General features: G+C 30.0%; 9 protein-coding genes. All 9 read right to left on the bottom strand.

What is annotated here, in order from left to right:
* Nucleotides 1-64 precede the first annotated feature (64 nt).
* Nucleotides 65-982, bottom strand: coding sequence for a glucan endo-1,3-beta-D-glucosidase (locus tag ACFOWD_RS12025; protein ID WP_377410869.1), 918 nt, complete (start codon nt 980-982; stop codon nt 65-67).
* Between the two features lie 11 nt (nt 983-993).
* A complete protein-coding gene (locus tag ACFOWD_RS12030) occupies nt 994-3,066 on the bottom strand; it encodes a hypothetical protein (RefSeq protein WP_298994531.1) in 2,073 nt (690 codons plus the stop codon).
* Between the two features lie 11 nt (nt 3,067-3,077).
* Entirely contained in the window at nt 3,078-4,556 is a 1,479-nt protein-coding gene (locus ACFOWD_RS12035) for a RagB/SusD family nutrient uptake outer membrane protein (protein ID WP_298994528.1), read from the bottom strand.
* 11 nt (nt 4,557-4,567) lie between these two features.
* On the bottom strand, nt 4,568-7,612 hold the full coding sequence (locus tag ACFOWD_RS12040; RefSeq protein ID WP_377410871.1) for a SusC/RagA family TonB-linked outer membrane protein: 3,045 nt from the start codon (nt 7,610-7,612) through the stop codon (nt 4,568-4,570).
* A 210-nt stretch (nt 7,613-7,822) separates the two neighbouring features.
* Nucleotides 7,823-10,621: a helix-turn-helix and ligand-binding sensor domain-containing protein gene (locus ACFOWD_RS12045; RefSeq protein WP_377410873.1), complete on the bottom strand. Its 2,799-nt coding sequence runs from the start codon at nt 10,619-10,621 to the stop codon at nt 7,823-7,825.
* A 473-nt stretch (nt 10,622-11,094) separates the two neighbouring features.
* On the bottom strand, nt 11,095-13,206 hold the full coding sequence (locus tag ACFOWD_RS12050; RefSeq protein WP_377410875.1) for a glycoside hydrolase family 97 protein: 2,112 nt from the start codon (nt 13,204-13,206) through the stop codon (nt 11,095-11,097).
* Between the two features lie 2 nt (nt 13,207-13,208).
* On the bottom strand, nt 13,209-14,855 hold the full coding sequence (locus ACFOWD_RS12055) for an alpha-amylase family glycosyl hydrolase (RefSeq protein ID WP_377410877.1): 1,647 nt from the start codon (nt 14,853-14,855) through the stop codon (nt 13,209-13,211).
* An 11-nt stretch (nt 14,856-14,866) separates the two neighbouring features.
* On the bottom strand, nt 14,867-16,741 hold the full coding sequence (locus tag ACFOWD_RS12060; RefSeq protein ID WP_377410879.1) for an alpha-amylase family protein: 1,875 nt from the start codon (nt 16,739-16,741) through the stop codon (nt 14,867-14,869).
* A 9-nt stretch (nt 16,742-16,750) separates the two neighbouring features.
* On the bottom strand, nt 16,751-19,177 hold the full coding sequence (locus ACFOWD_RS12065; protein WP_377410881.1) for a glycoside hydrolase family 31 protein: 2,427 nt from the start codon (nt 19,175-19,177) through the stop codon (nt 16,751-16,753).
* Between the last annotated feature and the right edge of the window lie 8 nt (nt 19,178-19,185).

The raw sequence follows: 19,185 nt of genomic DNA on the forward strand, positions 1-19,185 counted from the left end.
AGGGTTACATTTTATAAATATAGGGTTAGTAGATTACTAACCCTATATTTATAAATTTAAATTTTTATTCTATCTCAATGATAAACCACCAATCAAAGGTAGCATCTGCATCTGTAGTCTTTAATAGTAGTTCATTAGGAACTGATCTATCAAATATTTCATATTGATGATTACCTCCTGTATAATATCCAATAAATCCTATACCAGACAAGTTGATTGTCTCTACTCCACCTGGAGCTGTTAATTGAAAAGTTTCAGAATAGTCTCCATATGCATAATTTTCAATGTCTGCTCCATTTACAGAACCTGCAGTATTTGGACCAAGGTCATTTACAATAAATGGATCTCTACCAAAAATGTCTCCATTAGTGGTATGTGTAAAAGTACCATCAGAACTAAAAATAAAACGATCATCATACATACCTACCCCAGCTTTTTCATCTACACCTGCACCATACCACTCAACAGGAGTAGTACCACCAACAGGACCTAAACCAAAATGACCAGGTTTTGAAGATTTAATTCTCCAAGTTCTAGAAGTGGTTGCTGTTGGATTAGCAGGATCAAAACCATATAATTTAGCTGTTAAATCGTTTGGTGGTGAATATGTTGCTAAAACATCTACCTGAATTGTTTTACTAGAAGTAACACCAGCAGTACCAGAAGCTACAGCAGTAATTGTATAAGTGTTTAAACCTAGTTTACTGAAAATAATACTTTGTTCTCCAGAAAGCGTTACATACTCTGCTCCTTCATGAACAAATTTATAAGAAACAGCATTATCTGCGGTTACAGTAAATTTAACTTCTCCACTTCCATCTCCATTTGGGTTATTTGCATCTGCGCCTACTAATTCAGCATTTATCTGAATATTAGAAGGAGTGATAATGTCTCCAAAAGAATAATCATCTTCTTGACAACCATAGAACATAATTGCCATAGAAAATAATAATGTGTATATTTTATTGATATGATTTTTCATTTTTTAAAATATTAAAATTGTGTTATATCGTCTATATAAATAGTATAATTACTAGAACCATCACCTTGAGTACCATTATCCATAATTAATACAAGATTATTAAAATCTACTGATGTGCTTATTCCTGAAAAACTAAACGTTAATTCTTCCCATCCATTAGCAACAGTAGTTGTTGCAGTTACTTCTGCAGATGCTACTGTATTTGGCCAAGGAGTTGCATCTTCAAATTTTAAAAGTAAATTTAAGCCTGCTCTTGGAGACCAAACTTTTACTTTTACACCTGTACCTCCAATAAAACTAAAAGGAGAATTTACTGTAATTTTTGAACCTGCCCAAGGCTGACCAGCATTTTTAACCATTTTTGCAACTCTTGCAGAAGTATTAGTTCCTGAAGCATCTGGGTTATCTATAATTGTTATATCACCTCCATCAAAACTTGATAAACTTACATTAGGCTCTAAATTAAGTTCTGGAGAAGTTGTGATATCATCTACGTAAATTGTATAATCTGAAGTTCCATCACCTTGTGTTCCATTATCCATAATTAAAACTAGGTTGTTAAAATCTATAGCTCCACTTATTCCTGTAAAATCGAATGTTAATTCTTCCCATTGATTTGCAACTGTTGTTGTTGCTGTAATCTCTGCAGAAGCTGCTGTATTTGGCCAAGGAGTTGCGTCTTCAAATTTTAAAAGAAGATTTAATCCTGTCCTTGGAGCCCAAACTTTTGCTTTTACTATTGGGTTGGAAACATCGAAATTTTCATTTAATGTAATTTTAGAACCAGCCCAAGGTTGACCTGCATTTTTAACCATTTCAAATACTCTAGAAGAAGTATTTATACCTGAAGCATCTGGATTAGCTATTGCTTGTATAGCTCCACCATCAAAAGAACTTAATGTAAAATTATCTTCGAAAGTTAAAGGTGTTACCCCATTAAAAGGTACTGAAGGAGATTTATAAAAATAAATATTATCTATAAAAACAGTACCTGCAGCCCATGGTGTACCTACAAATTTTAATTGAAAAATTTCTGACACTGTTAAACCTTGATCTGTGTAATCTTTAATAGGAATATCAATACTTGTCCAATCACCAGCTGTTATACTTTTTGTTACTGGTGCTTCTGTTGCACCACCAGCTGTATTATTAATTAACGAAGTTTCTAAATCTGTGATATCTCCATTTACAGACGTCCATACATCTAAGTGAAGATATTCCATATTAGAAACATCTACAGAAGTCCCATCTTTTAATGCAATACCTTGATAACTTAAGTTTATATATTGCAACATTTTATCTCCATTTAAATCAAACTCTGCCCAAGAACTACCTTGACCACCTTGTCCCCAATCTGGAAAATAATTAGTTTCTGCAACATCTGTATAAACACTTGAGTAAATTGATATTACATCAGCTGCACCTCTAGCTGGAGGAGCAGGAGCTGAAGCAATTGGTGCTAAAATTTCTGTTACTTCAAAATCCATAGTATATTCTGTTGTTGCAATTGCAGCACCTTTAGCAACAATTTTTACAGAGTATGTACCTGGTGTTGAATATTGATAAGATAATTGATCTCCAATATTTGCAGTTGCTACAGGTTGTGTAACACCAGTTTCCCCTGAATGAAACTCATACGTTGCAGCAAAATCTGCTGTTGCTGTTACATTTACTTGTTTAGAAATTACAGCGTCATTTTCAATAGTTACCATTAGATTTTCTGGAGCTCTGAAAGAAACTACTAAAGGTTGAGTTGCTTCTACTTTTTCTCCTTTTAAATTAATGGCTACAATTTTAACATTATAACTCCCCTCAGCATAAGTATGTGTTACATTTTCTCCTAAACCTAGTTTAGCAGGCTCAGTAGTAGAGTCTCCAAAATATACTTCGAAACTAACAGCACCATCAGCTGATGGGGTAATTGTAACATTACCAGTATTGTCTTGAGTTAAATCATAAGCAGCAGAGACATTGCTTGGTGGAGCAATACTATCTGTAAATGATAAATCTCTTAATTCTTCATCACATGCCATTAAAATGAACAGTGCAAAGAAATATTTATAAAATTTATTTATGTTTTTCATATTTACTTATTTTAATAATTTGGATTTTGAGCCCAACGATTTCCTGCTAAAGAAATTTCGATTTCTGGAATAGGAAATAATTCATGTTTACCAGCTTGAAAGCCGTTTATTTCTTGAGCAGCTCTTCCAGTTCTAACTAAATCGAAAAAACGATGACCTTCACCTACTAGCTCTACTCTTCTTTCATCAAGAATATTATTATAAAGAGTTGTACCAGTAGCTGTAATGTTATTACTAGAGTTACCAAATGCTCTTTCTCTTACTCTGTTTAAATAAGCTTGAGCTTTAGTATCATTTGGTGAAGAACTTCTATTAAAAGCTTCTGCTGCCATTAATAACACATCTGCAAAACGAATTGCTCTATAGTTATTAGGATTTGTTAAATTTCTATCTCCTTGTGCATTAGAACTTCTTGTTCTTGGAATATATTTTCTATTGAAATAACCTGTGTGTTCATAACCAGTTCCATAAGTAGCACCAGTTGCTGTAGCCCAAGCATCAATATCTAATATTGCAACATCTTTTCTTAAATCTCCAGCCTGAAAAGCATCTACAACTTCTTGAACAGGAACATTAAAACTAAATCCAGAAGAATAATCTGGCCCAGTGTAAGCTCTAACTCCGTTAAAACCAACTGCTACATTACCCTCACTACATTGTAAGCATCCAAAACCAGCACCTTGACCTTCAAAATATTGAACTTCAAATACAGATTCTATATTATTTTCTCCTGCTTCTTCAAAAATTGATTTGTAATCAGAAACTAAATCATAAGGACCATTTTGAATTAAATTTTCTAAAACAGTTGCAGCTTCATCAAATTTATCTTGATATAAATAAGCTTTACCTAATAATGCTTGTGCAGCTCCTTTAGTTATTCTACCAGGAGTTGTTCTAGTGTAAGGTAAAATACTTGCAGCATAAGTTAAATCTGCTTCAATCTGAGCATAAACGTCTGCTTTAGGAGTTCTATCTATATTAAACTGTTCTCCAAACTGTATTCTTTTGTCAACAGCTAATGGAACATCACCAAACCATTTTACTAATTCAAAGTAGTAATAAGCTCTTAAAAAAGTAGCTTCTGCTAAAATTACATCTTTACCTGTAAAGTCTGTTTTATCTTTAAATTCTAAAATGTAATTAGCTCTATTTACACCTGCATACATCCAGCTCCAAATATCTCTTAATTGAGCATTTAAAGGAGTATGAGTCATATCATCTATTTCTTGAATACCTAATACGTCTGTTGCACTCTCACCACCTGCTAATGTATTGTCTGATGCTATTTCACCAAGCATTACATTTAAGTATGTAGATTGTAATAAATCGTAAGCACCTATTAAAGCATCTTCATAGTCTTTTTGAGTATTGAAGAAATCTTCTGAGTTATCTGATGTAGGGCTAACCTCTACAAAATCATCACTACATGAGTAAATTAATCCGACAAAAAGGACTAAACTCATTATTGTTTTTATGTTTATTTTTTTCATCATCATTAATTTTAAAAGTTAACATTCATTCCAAAGAAAAATGTTCTTGGATTTGGATAAAAACCTTGATCAATTCCTCCACCAATTGGTGAACCATTAGAAGTTGTTGGATCAAAACCTCTATATTTTGTTAGTGTAAATAAATTTGACGCTCTAACATAGAATCTTAATTTATCGAACTGTAATTTTTCTAAAACAGAATCGCTAAAGCTATATCCTAATTGTAAACTTTGTAATCTTAAGAAAGAACCATCTTCTACATAAAAATCTGAAAATAATGTATTACCAGTTGCACCAGTAGTTACTCTTGGGAAAGAGTTACTTGTTCCTGGACCAGTCCATCTATCTAAATAATAAGTTGGTCTGTTAGTTAATGGTAAGTTTCTTTCATAATTTCTTACAATTTCATTTCCTAATGAAGCAAAAGCATAAGCATTAAAATCAAAGTTTTTATAATTAAATGATAAGTTTAAACCCATTGTTAAATCTGCAATTGGATCTCCAATATAAGTTCTATCATCTGGTGTAATAACACCATCTCCATTTACATCCACAAATCTTAAATCTCCAGGTGCAGCATTTGTTTGTGTTGCGTGAGCATTAACATCTGCTTGAGTTTGGAAAAGTCCGTTTGTTTTGTAACCATAAAAATAACCTATTGGGAAACCAGCTTCCATTCTAGATGGTGGCTCTTGACCAACACCAAAAGATCCTCCTTCTATAATACCTGTTTGGTTACCAACAAAAGTTACTTCGTTATCTAATGTTGTAAAATTATAATTTATGTTAAAGTTAAAATCTTCATTTACTACTTCTTTATATCCTATTGAGAATTCAAAACCTTTATTTACAACAGAACCTGCATTAATAAAAGGAACAGAAGAACCAGGTGCTGCAACACCTATAATACCTGATGTTTGTGCAGCTACTAATAAATCATCTGTTGTCTTTCTAAAATAATCTGCAGTAATGTTTACTTTATTAAAAAGCTCAACATCAACACCAATATCTAATGGTTTTTGCTGCTCCCATCTAACCTCTGGGTTAGCAATTGGGCCAATAGCTAAACCTTGTGCTAATTGATTATTAAATACATATTCAGCTTCTCCATTAAGTACAGATACAAATCTGAAACCACCAATTCTATCATTACCAATGATACCATAACTAGCTCTTAATTTTAAAAAGCTTATTAATTTTGAATCTTTTAAGAAGTCTTCTTCTGAAGCTACCCAACCCACAGATGCTGTTGGGAAATAACCAAATTTATTTTTTGGTCCAAAATTAGAAGAACCATCACGTCTAATTACTGCAGAGAATAAATATTTACCATCATAAGCATATTGAAGTCTTGCAAAATATGAAAGTAATCTACTATCGAAGCTTAAATTAGAACCATTATTATTATTTCTAAATATCTCTAAACCATTTCCGTTTAAAACAGGAGCACCTAAAACAACATCATTTAAATTAGTTCCTGTTGCATTACTAGTTAAAATAGTTTCAAATCTTCCTGTAGTTTTAAATACAGATGTACCAATCATTGCTTTAACATCATGTACATCTTTATATACTCTCTCATATTTTAAGAAAGCATCAAATGTATAATCAAAAAAGCTTTGCTTAAAGTCTACGAAAGTAGATTGATCTACATTGAAGACATTTCCATTACCATAACTAAAAATTTGATTAAATGTGTTTGCATTAGAAACTGAGTAATTAGCTTGAAATCTAGTTTCTGCTGAGAAATAATCTAAAAATTTATAATTTAAACCATAACTACCAGAAATCTTGTTAACCCAAGTTCTGTTTTGTGCTTGATCTACTTGTGCTAAAGGATTCGCAACTTCTATACCTGTTCCAGTTACAGGAGGTTGAGAAAAATCTCCATTTGCATCAAATACTGGAGTTGTAGGAGGCATGTTAACTGCATTAAATAAAACAGAACCTAATGTATTTTCGATTAAGTTCTTTTTATTTGTGTTTGTATAAATTGTTGAAGATGTAAATTTTAGATTTTCTAAAATATCTGTATTAAAGTTGAATCTTGCATTTCTTCTGTTGAAATTAGATTTTGCTCCTCCAACAATACCATCTTGACTAAGAACAGATAAACCTAAAGAGTATGTAGATTTTTCAGTTCCTTTATTTAATGAGTAATCTATACTGTAAGTTGGCGCTGTTTCAAAAGCTTGATCTTGCCAATTAGTACCTCTACCTAAACCAGTTATGTTAGGAAATGGTAAAGATTCTCCATTTGCAGCAAAAGCTTCATTTGCTAATAAAGCATATTCTGTAGCATTCAATAATGGAATTTTTCTTGTAGTTTGTTGCAAACCACCTTCTATATTAAGCATTGATTTAAAATCAGTATTTCTTCTACCATTTTTAGTAGTTACTAAAATTACACCATTTGCAGCACGAACACCATAAATACCAGCTGCAGCATCTTTTAAAATGTTAATAGACTCAATATCTGATGGGTTAACAACACTTAAATCTTCAATAACCCTACCATCTAATAAAATTAATGGTCTACTATCTCCATTTGTAGAAACCCCTCTAATTCTAATATTAGAGGCAGCACCTGGAGAACCAGAGTTTTGAGTAATGTTAACACCAGCAACCTGACCTTGAAGCGCCTGCTCAATTCGAGTTGGTTTTAAATCTTCAATAGTTGCACTACCAACAACAGTAACTGCACCAGTTACTTCTTTCTTAGTTTGTGTTCCATAACCAATAACTACAATCTCATCTAGAGTTTCTGCAGATTCAGATAATGACACATTAATAGTTGATTCATTTACAACTACTTCTTTCTTTTGGTATCCTAAATAATTAAAAACTAAAGTAGCTCCTTTGTCAACCTTTATAGAATAAAGACCATCAAAATCAGTTTCAGTTCCTAAAGTGGTACCCTTGATACTAATACTTACCCCTGGTAAAACTTCGCCAGTTGTAGCATCTTTTACAACTCCAGTAACATTTAATGTTTGACCTATAGATGCTATAGTAAACAAAAAAGTTAAGAGTAATAGATTTACATTTTTTCTCATGAAAAGAATTTTAATTATAGTTATGGTAAATTTAGAAGTAATAATTTATCATAATCACAAAAAAACCTCAACAAAAAACATACATCCATAAATTATTAGCAAAACCCTTGCTAAGTCAAAGGTTAAGTAAATGTTAAATTAAAATAAAATTGACTTAAACAGACTTGTGTTGTGGTATTGTATAGTTAAAAATAAGCTTTGTTTAGTTAATTAGATATTTATGATGTAGTCTGTAAGATTTTCATCATGATCTAATTTCATCTTTTTACGTAGTCTATATCTCTTAACTTCCACACTTCTTGGAGATATATTTAAAAGTGGGGCAATTTCTTTAGAAGATAGATTTAAACGCAAATAAGCACATAATCTTAAATCGTTAGGAGTTAATTCTGAGTGAATTGCCTTAATTTTCTTAATAAAGTTCTTATCTGCATTATTAAATGCTTCTTGAAACATTTTCCAGTCGTCTGTATTATTAAGATTCTTATCTATAATTTTAATTACTTTTTCAATACTGTTTTTACCTCCAGAATTTAATTCGTTCTTTATTGAATTTAAAAATTCGTTCTTCTTAATCATACTCATTGTAGAGGTGGCTAATTCTCTATTTTTACTTTCTATATCGTTTTTAAGCTTCTCATTATTTATTTTTATTATCTTTTGAGAGTTTTCTAACTCTTTTAATTCTAATTCTTTTTGCTTAGAGTCTAGTAGTTTTTCTCGTTGATTCTTATAGTATTTTCTTGAAATAAAATGTAAAGTAATCAGTAAAAACAAGAATAGAATAATATATAATATTCTAAAATATATAGAAAAATACCAAGGTTGTTTAACAGTAAAAGTATATTTAGCTATGTTATCACTTGTTTTATTATCAATAAAAGCTTTTACTTTAAATACATAATCTCCTGGAGGTAAATTTTCAAACAAAATAGAGTTTGATTCTTTTTTTGTTGTCCATTTTTCATTAAAACCTTCTAAAATATATTGGTATTCAATAGAAGCTGTTTTTGTATAATTTGGTACACCATATAAAAAGCTTATATTATTTTGATTATACTCGAATGTAGGTGACTCTAATAAAGTAACAAAAGTCTTATTATCATCTAATTTATTATTTAAGACTCTGTTTATTGTAATATTAAAATCTAAAGGAGTAGATATTTTATCTAAATCAACAATTAAATACCCATTTGAAGTGCCAATTAAATATTTTTTATCACTAATACTAATAATATTTTCGTAACCAGAAGCTCCTTTATGCATAGAGCCTTTTATTGGAATTATATGAATACTAGGTTTGTTACTTAAATTACCAGGTGCTAAATATCTAATATCATTTTTTGTAAAAGACCAAAGTTTATTGGTTACATGATCACTAATTAATTTAGCTGATAAAAATTTTCTTTCTGGCATTAAATCACTGTAAATAGAATCTTTTTTAAATGTATCTGATTTAGAATCGTATTTAAAAACACCTTTTTTACATGCATAAAGAATTTTATTTTGATATCTAACCAAACTTGAATGTATACCTTTTTCTACAGAAGCATCTTTTGCTAAATCAGTTATTGCTGTATAATTTGAATTTACTTTTAATTTAAAAATGCCTTTGTATTCATGATTTACAAATATTTTATTGTTATCTAAAATTAGAAAATACCTGCTAGAATTAGAAAAACCTTTTATCTTATTCTTTACAGACCAGGTATTATTTTTCTTCTTAAGAATATACAGTCCATCATAAGCACCTTGTAATAAAGTAGAATCATCAATTTTTTTTACACCCCAAGCTCCAACATTATTTTGAATTTGTATTGCAGTATTATTTTTGATTAAAAAAGTACCAGAATCGTGACTACAAATAAGTGAATTATCAATTTCTTGAATATTCCAAACTTGACCTTCTGTACCTTTTATAAGTTCAAAATCTTTATTAGCTTCTAATTTTCTAACATACAATCCTTGATTTGTGCCTAAATATAAATTACCATCAAAAACAATCGAAGAATATATTGTACCCCAAAAATTATTTTGTTTCGTATATAATCTAAAAGGTGATGTAAGGTTTAAAGTATTGATTCCATTATCTAAGCCTAACCACAAGTTATGATCAATATCTTCAAAAGTACTTAAAACTGTATTATTACTTAAGCCTAAACTTTGTGTTATTTGATAACTTAGTGTACCATTATTATTTAAATATAATAGACCACTAGAAATTGTACCAATAACAAAATCTCCATTTTTTAGTTGTTTTGCGCTATATATAGTCTTTAATTCTAAATTTTTATAAGGTAAATTCCATTTTTTGAGAGTATTATTTTCTAAATAATAAAAACCTGATTTTTGAGTTAAAAAAAATAATTTATTGTCTTTATTAAATATTTCTACAATTTTATTGTTTTTAAAAATATCGTTATCAGAAATTAATTTAGGAACTCCATTTTCAATTCTAAAAATTCCTTTTTCTATTTCTTGAAAATATACTGAATTTTCTACTTTAGATAGTTTAATTAAATTTTTATCAGATTCAATTATTTTAACATCGTTGTTTTTAATATTATATAGATATATTCTTTGTAAGGACTTAAACAACATCCAACCATCAAGCTCAACAATTTCCCAAATTTGCTCATCTTCTAACATCTTTATGTTATTAGATTTTACCAAAGAAGTGTAATCTAACAAACCAAATTCATTGCGTTTCCAAAAACCAAAATCCATATATGAACCTGAATAAATTTTTTTATTATAACAATAAACAGATCTCATAATGGTTTCATTTGGCGTAGAAAAAAGATGCCAGTTTACTCCATTATATTCTAATAAACCTTCGTTATTAGCTACATATATAAATTTATTTTCATCTTGTGTAATAGACCAATTTTGGTTTTCAGCTCCATAATCTTCAGTAGAAAAAACTTGAATTGGAGGAATCTCTTGAGAAAAAAGAAAAGGAGTTACTAATAAAAAGTTTAATAAGAAAATTAATATTTTTTTAGTCATAGAAATTCCAGTTAAAATACGAATTTAGGAAATTTAAAAACAATAATTGTAATGATTTAGGTGCAGTAAGATTAAAATAAAAATATTAAAAAGAAAATATTGTTTCATATTTAAAGGTTAACTCTAATAATTTTAACATTTAAATAAGATTACTGAAAAAATTTAAGTAATTTTAACACGTATAAACTGATTGACGATAATTGATGAGAAATTTAGGTGTTGCAAACATCTTAATGCTGTTATTATGCATTTTAATAATACTTGTTGCAGAGTATCTTTTTTTAACTGGTGATAAATTACACGGAATATTTTTGGGGCTTTGGGCACCAACTTTATTAGGTGTTATGATATACCTTAAACTTATAAAAAATGAGCGCAGATGAAATAATTTTCTATTTCTCTATTTTTGTAGGAGTCTGCGTAATTTTTTGGGCTTACTATATGATTAGTGAGTATAATAAAGTTGGTAAAGATTAGTTTTTCTTTTTTAAACTAATTGCTAAGCCACCACCCTCTGCTAGCTTAATAACTTTTCTATCACCTTTTTTAATTTCTAAAGTTTCTATTATAATGTCTAATGGATTGTTATTCCAATGAGCATTATTTCCATCTCTATAAATCTTGGCTTCATAGATTTTATTAGCTTCTAAAAAATTAAAATTAATTTCAATTTCTCTTGAGTTTTCATCAGTAATACTTCCTAAAAACCAATTACCTGTAGTTTTCTCTTTTCTTGCAATGGTTACAAAATCACCAACTTCTCCATTTAACACTTTAGTTTCTAACCAATCTACTCCTACATCTTTTATAAATTGTAAAGGTGCTGGATTTGCCTCATAATGCTCTACCAAATCTGCAGCCATTTGTACAGGACTATAAATTACCACATACAATGCTAATTGTTGAGCAAGTGTTGTATTTACCTGATTATCTTTTCGATATTCATCAAATTTTATATTAAAAATTCCTGGTGTAAAGTCAATTGGACCTGCTAACATTCTAGTAAATGCGACAATTGGTAAATGTTCAGGAGGATTACCCCCATCACCAGCCCAAGCATTAAATTCTTGTCCTCTTAAGCCTTCTCTAGAAATTATATTTGGATATGTTCTACGTAAACCTGTTGCTTTAATTGGTTCATGAGCATTTACAGCTACTTGATATTTAGCAGCTTTTATTGCTGCATTATTGTATTGATTCACCATATACTGTCCATGATGATATTCGCCTTTTGGTAAGATTTTACCTACATAACCAGATTTTACAGCATGCATACCGTATTTCTGCATTAATGCATAAGCTGTGTCTTGTTGTTTTTCATAGGTTTCTGTAGCAGCAGATGTTTCATGATGCATGATAATTTGCACTCCTTTTTCTTTTGCATAGGCTGTTACTTCCTCAAAATTATAATCTGGATATGGAGTTACAAAATCAAATACGCCTTCTCTATCTTCAAATCCTATCCATCTTTCCCAACCAGTATTCCAACCTTCTACTAAAACACCTGCAATATTATTTTTTGCTGAAAAATCGATAAAACGTTTTACATTCTCTGTTGTTGCTCCATGTTTACCATTTGCTTTTCCTGTATCTATCCATTTACCATCAACCATTTCCATTCCATAATCCCAAGAAGATTTACCTAAGTGCATTTCCCACCAAACACCTGTATATTTCATTGGAGTAAACCAAGAAACATCTCCTAATTTATTAGGTTCATTTAGGTTAACAATTAAGTTTGATGTAATTAAATCAGGTGCATTATTTGTAATTTGAATGGTTCTCCAAGGTGTATGAAAAGGTAATTCTCTTTTCACTTTATAGTCTGTATTTTCTGAACCCACCAATTGACTTTTAAAAGAAAGGTTTTGAGTATCAACTTTTAAAGTCATACCAGAATAATCTACCAAAGCTGCTTCATGAAAACTTAAATGTAATCCATCATCACCAACCAAAGTTACAGGTGTATTCACTGCATTATCTGGAATATAAGATTGTGCTAAATTGGTTCTTGGGATGTAAGATTTTGCATCGATTTCTGATAGTTTTGTTGTACTATACAAATGCTCGTAAATATCCCAATCACCAGGAATCCAAAACGTTTTATAATCTTTAGTTAAGTTAAATTCTGTATGCTCTTCCTTAATGAATGCTGTTTTTAAATTAGGTTGCTCTGGAAATTCGTACCTAAAACCAACTCCATCATTAAAAACTCTAAAAACTAGATTTATTTTTCTTTGTAAACTGTCTCTTTCTTGAAGCTCTACTAATACCTCATTGTAATGATTTACAACGTTTAATTGCTCTCCCCAAGGCATTTGCCAAGTTTCGTTTACTTCTTCAGGTTTTCTAACTTTTGCAATAAATCCTTTGGTTAAATTTGGTGCATCTATAAGCTCAAACCCAACAAATGAAGTGTCAATAATAGCTTTGTCTTTATAAGTAATTGTATAAAAGAATTTTCCAATTTCATTTAAATGAAAATTGACTTTTATATTTTCATCTGGAGATGATACTCCTGATGAAGCAACACTACAAGATAGTAATGTTGATAAACTAAAAACTAAAACTAGTAACTTCTTCATAATTATAATTTTTCTAATAAAACAATATCAAAATCAGAATTTATAGAAACTTTTCCGTCTTTAACCTCAACAACTTGGTTTGAATAACAATCTTTCAGTTGTTCTCCATTTTTAAATATTGATGAAACTTCTAAACTTTTTTCTCCTTTTGGTAAATTAATGCCTGCTATAATTTTATCATCTTTTCTAACTCTAGAAAATACAATTCCATTTTCTTTTGAAATTAATTGATGTTTACCAGCACCAACAGCCATATGATTGGCTCTAAATTGACCTAATTTTTGCCAATGACTTAATATTTTTTGAGTTGACGAATTTTGAGTGGCATCCCAATTCATAAAAGATCGTAAAGTTGCATCACCAACTGCACCTTCAATAGTTAAATCTCTTGCTGTTTCATCTCCATAATACACTTGTGAAGCTCCAGGAGTTAACATTAACATGGTTGCTGTTTTAAATGGTATTTCTCTTTCTTTATCAAAAGGTTGACCATCATCATGTGAAGTCATATAATTTAAGACACTATACCCTTTTAAATTTGAATGTAATATTGAATCATATTTATTAAAAACAGCTTCTTCAGCCATTTGTTTTGCATTCCATTTTATCTCAAAATTGATTAATGCATCAAAAGCCTTATCAAAATAGTTTATTTTCTTGTCTCCCATATCAAAAGCTTTTCCATGAGAAATTGCATAGTTATACACTTCACCAACTAAATAAAAATCATTTTCATCTAAAACTTTTTCTGGATTATTTTTCTTGTATTGCTCAAAAGCATAGTCGCATTCTGTTCTAAATTCTTGCCAAACAGTTTCTTCTGTATGTTTCACTGTATCAACTCTGTAACCATCAATACCAAATTCTGTAATATAATCTGTTAACCACTTCATGATGTAAAAACGAGGCGCTCTTGGATGACCCGTTCTTTTAAAGAATTCATCTAATTCTTTAACTTCTTGTTCATAACGTCCTTCTGCTTTCCATTTTGCAACTAATTGTGGAGGCAATTCTACATTTTCGTTACTTTCTGTTTTAATATCTGGTAAATTTTTAACCAAAGTACATGTTATTGTATTCTCGTAATTTGAATATTGACATTGTGGTTCTGTTCTAACCCAACTTTCTGGCCAAACAGGATCTTTTTCTGTAACAGGACCTGTATGATTAATTACAGCATCTAATAAAATTCTGATTCCTTTTTTATGAGCTTCATCTACCAATTCTTTGATATCTGCTTTGGTGCCAAAATTAGGATCTACACTAGTCCAATCTTTGGTCCAATATCCATGAAAACCATAGGTAACTCCTGTTCCTTCATCTGTTCCTCCATGAATTTGTTCTACAATAGGAGTCATCCAAATGGCATTAATACCTAAATCTGTAAAATACCCTTCTTTAACTTTTTGAGTAATTCCTTTGATATCTCCACCTTCAAAACCACGTAAAACACCAGTTTCTCTGGTTCTATCAAAATTTAAATCATTTGTAGAGTCTCCATTATTAAAACGATCTGTTAATAAGAAATACACATTTGCAGCTTCCCAAACAAACTCTTTTTTAGCTTCTACCTCAGTTTTATTATTTGGTGATTTTTTATTACAACTTATAATTGTTGCTAAAACAAGTAATAAAAATATATTTTTCATGGTTTGATATTTTATTGAAGTTTTAAAATATAAGATTCTAATGGTGCTAATTGTACTGTTAATAATCCTATGTTATCTCTAACTGTTAATTTAAAAGATTTTTGCTGATATAACTGATCTAACATCATATAATTACCGTCTTTTATTTTCATTTTTTTAATAACCTCAGCAGGAATTTCTAATACAAATCTATGATTACCAATTGCATCAAAATTAGAAATAACAATGAGTTTTTCATTTTCTGACCAACGTGCAAAAGAAAGTACTTTTTGATTATAGTTTAATGTTTTTTGCCTGTTGTATTGATGTATATCTGCATATTCACCCATTAAAGCATCAGAAGAAATTGTAAAATTTAATAAACGTTTATAGAAATCTCTTAACTTAAGTTCTTCTTTAGTTGATTGTCCTCCATCAAATTTTTTATCATTTACCCATCTTTGAAATGCTGGTACTCCTACATAATCAAAAATTGAGGTTCTAGAAGGACTACCAAATCCTGCATTCTCAGAACCATCTTCTCCCAACTCTTGTCCAAAATAAACCATAGTTGGTGCAGTAGAAATAGTTGTAGAAACTACCATTGCTGGTTTTGCTTTATTTGAATCTCCTGCAAATTCTGGACTTGCAATTCTCTGTTCATCATGGTTTTCTAAGAAGTGCAACATATGATGCTCAATATCTTTTAAACCTTCTTGAATAGGAGGAATATGATCTGTTAAGCCTCTACCTTGCATAATGTTTTTTATAGTATCGTATAATTCTACTTTATCATACAAATAATCCATTTTTCCTTTTTTGATATAATCTCTATATAAGCTAGGATTATAAACTTCTGCTAATAAAAAAGCATTTGGGTTTTTCATTTTGATGTTTGAGTTTAAATAACTCCAAAACTCAACTGGCACCATTTCTGCCATATCAAACCTAAAACCATCTACTCCTTTTTCTAACCAATACAAAGCAATGTCTCTAAACTTTATCCAAGAATTAGGTACAGTTTTGTCTTTCCAAAATTCAAAATGTTTTTTATAATCTTCGTTTTCAAATTCTTTTGGAAGTTCATCAAAGTCTTTTTTTCCTTCAGGTGAAACTCCATAATTTACTTTTACAGTTTCATACCAGTCGTAAAAACTTGGTTTTGGTGAACGTGCACCATTACCTGTCCATTTTGCAGGGTTTTCATCAAACTTACCATCAGAAAGTGGATGTTTTTCACCTCCTAAAGGTTTGTATCCGTTTAAAAAATCAGGTACTTCAAAAGGTGTATTAGGCACATAATAAAAGTTATTGTTTACATGATAAACCACAGAAGTATCATCATCTGCACCAAAATCTTTGGTTCCTTTAGGATTTGTTAAGCTTTGGTAATTACGAGCCACATGGTTTGGAACAATATCTATAATCACTTTTAAATTGGCTTTATGTGATCGATTAATTAAAGCTTCAAATTCTTCTAATCTATTATTTACATTTACAGCCAAATCAGGATTTACATTGTAATAATCTTTTACAGCATAAGGTGATCCTGCTCTACCTTTAACCACATCTGGATCATCATTTGAAATTCCATATTTTGTATAATCACGAATTACATCATGATGAGGAACACCTGTGTACCAAATGTGTGTAACTCCTAAATCTTTTATTTCTTTAAGAGCTTTGTCTGTAAAATCGTTAAACTTACCTACTCCATTTTCTTCTATAGTTCCCCAAGGTTTATTGGTTGTATTTGTGTTACCAAATAAACGTGTGAATACTTGATATACAACTTTTTTCTTATGATTATCCTCTTGCATTATACTCTTTTCTATCTTTTTCTCAGACGAACAACCAATACTTATTGATAAAACTAAAGCTGAAACTAGACCATAAATTTTTCTCATAATTGATTGTTATTTTAATGATATTTTTATTTTTAATTCTTTTTCGGTATTCCATTTTACAGGAATTTTTAATGTATTATTAACTACATCAGTTTTTATTCTTTTACCAGCAACATTTACTCTTTTTGGTTTCCAATTGATATTATGAAGTATCAAAACAACCTCTTTTTGTGTTGGTTTCCAATTCTTACCAAATTCAGCTTCTAAATCTATTTCTAAATATTTCTTTTCAATATCAGCTTCAAATTCTAGTAATTCATATGCTCCATTTTCGAAAGCATTTGCTGTTAAACCATCATCATTATAAATTGTTCTTTCAGATTCTTTTACACTATTATCAAACCAATAATGTAGTTCTAAATAATTTCCATTATAATTATCTGTAGTCTGAACAACTTTAGTTAATGGAATTATTACACCTCCTCTAACATAAGTTGGTATTGCTTTTTGCTTAACTTTTACGGTTTTTGTTTGCCCTCCTTCTACTTTATCTTCATCAAAATAAAAATTAAACCAGTTTGCATTTTTTGGAAAAACTACTTTAGTATTTCTTATAGAATCTTTTAGAATTGGAGTTACTAAAAAATCTTTTCCCCACAAATACGTAGAGTAAGTTGTCATTAATTTTTGATCATTTTCTTCAAAGAAAATAGGACGCATTAATGGTGTTCCTTTTTGATTGTTTTCAAAAGCCAAATTGTAATTGTAAGGCAACATTTTGTAACGTAATTCAATGGCTTTTTTAGCATGTTTTTTTGCAAAATCGCTTCTAAAAACAGGTTCGCTTGCAACATCTTCTTGTGCATGTGGCCTAAATATGGGTTGAAAAACACCATACTGCAACCATCTAACATATAAATTATCATCTAAATTTGCTCCAGCAAAACCACCTAAATCTGAATGCATATAACCTAGACCTTGCATACCCATTTGTAAAGAAATTTCTGGTTGAGATTGTAAACCACCCCAACTTCTACTGACATCTCCAGACCAAGGAATCATCCCAAAACGTTGAGAACCAGAATAACCTGCTCTCATTAAAATAAAAGGACGTTCAGTAGGAAAATCTTTTTGATATCCTTCAAAAATTAGTTTAGCCCAATCATGACCATAAATATTATGAATTTCATCTGCTTTTTTCTTTTCACCAAAATTTACCCAAGAAGGTAATACTTCTGGTTCTCCTAAATCGCCCCACAAACCTTTTACTCCATAACCTAAAATTTCTTTGTAGATGTTCCAAAACCACTCTCTACCTTCTTTTTTGTAGATATCTACAATACCTGTGTTTCCGAAGTAAAAATCATATTTAGCTGAGTTACCAATAGTATCTTTAGCTAGTACTTGTTTTTTATCAGCTTCATCCCATTTGCTAGAAGTACTTAAAATAAATGGTTCTGTAATTAAGACCGTTTTTACACCTTTTTCTTTTAAGTGAGAAACCATACCTTTCATATCTGGAAAAGAGTCTTTATCAACTTCAAGATTTCCCATGGTTCCTTGCACTGTTTTCCCAAACCAATACAAATCAAGGATTATTGCATCAACAGGAATGTTATCTTCTTTGTACTTAGCAATTGTAGCTTCAGTTTCTTGTTGAGAATGGTAACCAAATCTACTAGAAAAATTCCCTAAAGTCCATCTTGGAGGTATAGGTTGTTTACCTGTTAAGTCTGTATAATTTTCTATTAAATCTTCCCAAGAATCACCAACAATTACTTGATAAGTTTTACGACCAGAAATGGTTTCGTATGTTAAAGAATTGTCTTTTTTACTGTCTAAATCTAAATATCCAATAGGTGGATTATCAAAATGAAGCATATATTTTTTTGAGGATATAACCACAGGAATTGTAAAATTCATTAACTCAGCATAATTTTGATATCCATACTGTGCTCTGTTATATAGAGGTAAACGTTTACCTCTTCTATTCATGCCTAAAGCCCTTGCTCCTGCTCCATATAAAATTTCATCTGCTGTTAAATTAAACTCAATTTTTTCTGTTTTTTCATAAGGGAAATTCCCTTTTACTGATTCTAATGGGCTGTGTTTTGATTTAAAATAGCCTCTTTTTTCTGAAGTAATTAAATTATTTTGTTTGTCTGTATATACAATTTGAAATGGTTTATTAATAATATCTAAGCAAATTCCGTCTGAAATTACAACTGTTTTATTTTCTGATGAATGTAAAACCAACTCAACTTTTTTAGGTTCTAAAACAACTGCATGAGAATTTTTATTGATTTTTTCTCCTTTTGGTATAAAAGAAGTTTCTAGTATTTGGGTTGAATAGTATTTAATGAAATAAGTACCATCATTTACATCAACTTTTATTGTGTTTCCATCTTGTTTTAATCCTGTTAAAAAACGAGAATTATTTTGAGCATAAAAACTTGATATGAAAAAAAGTAGAAATAGATATTGTATTGTTCTCATATTTATTG

The organism is Polaribacter marinivivus, from assembly GCF_042651285.1.
GTDB classification, from domain to species: domain Bacteria; phylum Bacteroidota; class Bacteroidia; order Flavobacteriales; family Flavobacteriaceae; genus Polaribacter; species Polaribacter marinivivus.

What these genes read in the sequence shown, in the direction of transcription:
- ACFOWD_RS12025 (WP_377410869.1), bottom strand. Translation starts at nt 982, where the DNA reads ATGAAAAATCATATCAATAAAATATACACATTATTATTTTCTATGGCA.
- ACFOWD_RS12030 (WP_298994531.1), bottom strand. Translation starts at nt 3,066, where the DNA reads ATGAAAAACATAAATAAATTTTATAAATATTTCTTTGCACTGTTCATT.
- ACFOWD_RS12035 (WP_298994528.1), bottom strand. Translation starts at nt 4,556, where the DNA reads ATGAAAAAAATAAACATAAAAACAATAATGAGTTTAGTCCTTTTTGTC.
- ACFOWD_RS12040 (WP_377410871.1), bottom strand. Translation starts at nt 7,612, where the DNA reads ATGAGAAAAAATGTAAATCTATTACTCTTAACTTTTTTGTTTACTATA.
- ACFOWD_RS12045 (WP_377410873.1), bottom strand. Translation starts at nt 10,621, where the DNA reads ATGACTAAAAAAATATTAATTTTCTTATTAAACTTTTTATTAGTAACT.
- ACFOWD_RS12050 (WP_377410875.1), bottom strand. Translation starts at nt 13,206, where the DNA reads ATGAAGAAGTTACTAGTTTTAGTTTTTAGTTTATCAACATTACTATCT.
- ACFOWD_RS12055 (WP_377410877.1), bottom strand. Translation starts at nt 14,855, where the DNA reads ATGAAAAATATATTTTTATTACTTGTTTTAGCAACAATTATAAGTTGT.
- ACFOWD_RS12060 (WP_377410879.1), bottom strand. Translation starts at nt 16,741, where the DNA reads ATGAGAAAAATTTATGGTCTAGTTTCAGCTTTAGTTTTATCAATAAGT.
- ACFOWD_RS12065 (WP_377410881.1), bottom strand. Translation starts at nt 19,177, where the DNA reads ATGAGAACAATACAATATCTATTTCTACTTTTTTTCATATCAAGTTTT.